Raw genomic sequence first — 1,772 nt, forward strand, 5'->3', positions numbered from 1 at the left:
CACCGCTATCGGGAGCAAGCCCCCTCCCACATTTGATCTTCGGTGTGGCTTAGAATGGTACGTCACCCAAGATCGTCGCCCGATGCATCACCCGCCGCTGCGGCCGGTAGTCATCCACCGCGTAATGCTGGGTCACGCGGTTGTCCCAGAACGCCACATCATTTTCCTGCCAGCGCCAGCGAATGGTGAATTCAGGCCGCGTTGCGTGGGCGAACAGCAGCTTCAAAATCGCTTCGCTTTCCGCCGGTTCCAGTTCATTGATCTTGGTGGTGAAGCCATCGCTGACAAACAGCGACTTGCGCCCGCTCACCGGATGCGTGCGCACCACCGGGTGCGACAGCGGCGGGTTTTTCTTACGGGTTTCTTCCCAGCGCGCCAGGTCTTCAGCGGTGTTGCCGAAGCGCTCCAGCGGGAACGATTTGGTGAAGTCGTGGGTGGCGGTGAGGCCGTCGAGCAAATGCTTCAACGGCTCGGACAGCGCCTCATACGCCGCAATGCCACTGGCCCACAACGTATCGCCGCCAAACGCAGGCAGGAGCTTGGCACTGAGCACCGCGCCGAGGGCCGGGGTGGGCAGGAACGTCACGTCGGTGTGCCATACAGCGTTGTCGCGCACGTCGGTGACAGCAGTGTCGAGAATCAGCACTTCGGGCTGTTCCGGCACGTTGGGGTAGATCGGGTGGATGTGCAGGTCGCCAAAATTCGCCGCAAACCGCGCCTGTTGTTGCGGGTTGATCGGTTGGTCACGGAAGAACAATACCGAGTGCGTGAGCAGCGCCTGTTCAATGGCGTCACGTTCTTCGGCGTTCAACGGCTGGGTGATATCGACGCCACTGATCAAGGCGCCCAAGGCGGTGCTGATTGGCGTAACGGTCAGGCTGCTCATGCGGTTCTCACTCAATGTGCCTGGCCATGCCAAGGTACTAATTTACGCTGCAGGGCACGCAGGCCCATTTCCATGGCGAAGGCGATCAGGGCGATCACCAAAATCCCCAGTACCACCACGTCGGTGACGAGGAATTGCGCGGCTGACTGCACCATGAAGCCCAGGCCGCTGGTGGCGGCGATCAGCTCGGCGGCGACCAGGGTCGACCAACCCACGCCCAAGCCAATGCGTACGCCGGTGAGGATGTCGGGCAGGGCGCTCGGCAGGATCACATGCCGGATCAACTGTGCACGGGTCGCCCCCAACGATTGCGCCGCCCGCAGTTTTGCCGGGTCGACGGTACGCACGCCGGTCGCGGTGGCGATGGCGATGGGTGCAAAGATCGCCAAGTAAATCAGCAGCACCTTGGACAGTTCGCCGATGCCGCACCAGATCACGATCAACGGCAGGTAGGCCAACGGCGGGATGGGCCGGTAGAACTCGATCAGCGGGTCGAGAATGCCGCGTGCGATGCGGTTGGCGCCGATGGCAATTCCTACCGGCACGGCGGTCAGCACGGCAAATCCCAGGCCCAGGCCGATACGGCTGAGGCTCGCGCCCAGGTGTTGCCACAAGGTGGAGTCCATATAGCCCGTGGTCGCCAGCAGCCAACCTTTTTGCAGCACGGCGGATGGCGGTGGCAGGAACAGGGGTTCGATCCAACCGCTGGCTGTCACGCCCCACCAGATCGCCAGCAAGGCGACCAGGGTCATGGTGCTGATCCAACGGGTGTTCAGGCTACGGCGTACCGGAACAACGGCAGGTGCCACCGGCTTGGCGGCGGTGGCGGGAAGTTCGTAGCTGCTCATGCGGACACCTGCCGTTGGGAGAACACTTTGCCCAGTAC

2 protein-coding genes are annotated in these 1,772 nt (G+C 62.6%); both read right to left on the bottom strand.

Annotation, left to right across the window (positions count from 1 at the left end):
• Positions 1-49: 49 nt before the first annotated feature.
• Positions 50-886: a taurine dioxygenase gene (gene tauD, locus ACRESD_RS08420; protein ID WP_431750505.1), complete on the bottom strand. Its 837-nt coding sequence runs from the start codon at positions 884-886 to the stop codon at positions 50-52.
• 11 nt (positions 887-897) lie between these two features.
• Entirely contained in the window at positions 898-1,734 is an 837-nt protein-coding gene (tauC, locus tag ACRESD_RS08425; protein ID WP_431750506.1) for a taurine ABC transporter permease TauC, read from the bottom strand.
• Positions 1,735-1,772 lie beyond the last annotated feature (38 nt).

The organism is Pseudomonas sp. (assembly GCF_050739995.1).
Taxonomy (GTDB): domain Bacteria; phylum Pseudomonadota; class Gammaproteobacteria; order Pseudomonadales; family Pseudomonadaceae; genus Aquipseudomonas.

What these genes read in the sequence shown, in the direction of transcription:
- tauD (WP_431750505.1), bottom strand. Translation starts at nt 886, where the DNA reads ATGAGCAGCCTGACCGTTACGCCAATCAGCACCGCCTTGGGCGCCTTG.
- tauC (WP_431750506.1), bottom strand. Translation starts at nt 1,734, where the DNA reads ATGAGCAGCTACGAACTTCCCGCCACCGCCGCCAAGCCGGTGGCACCT.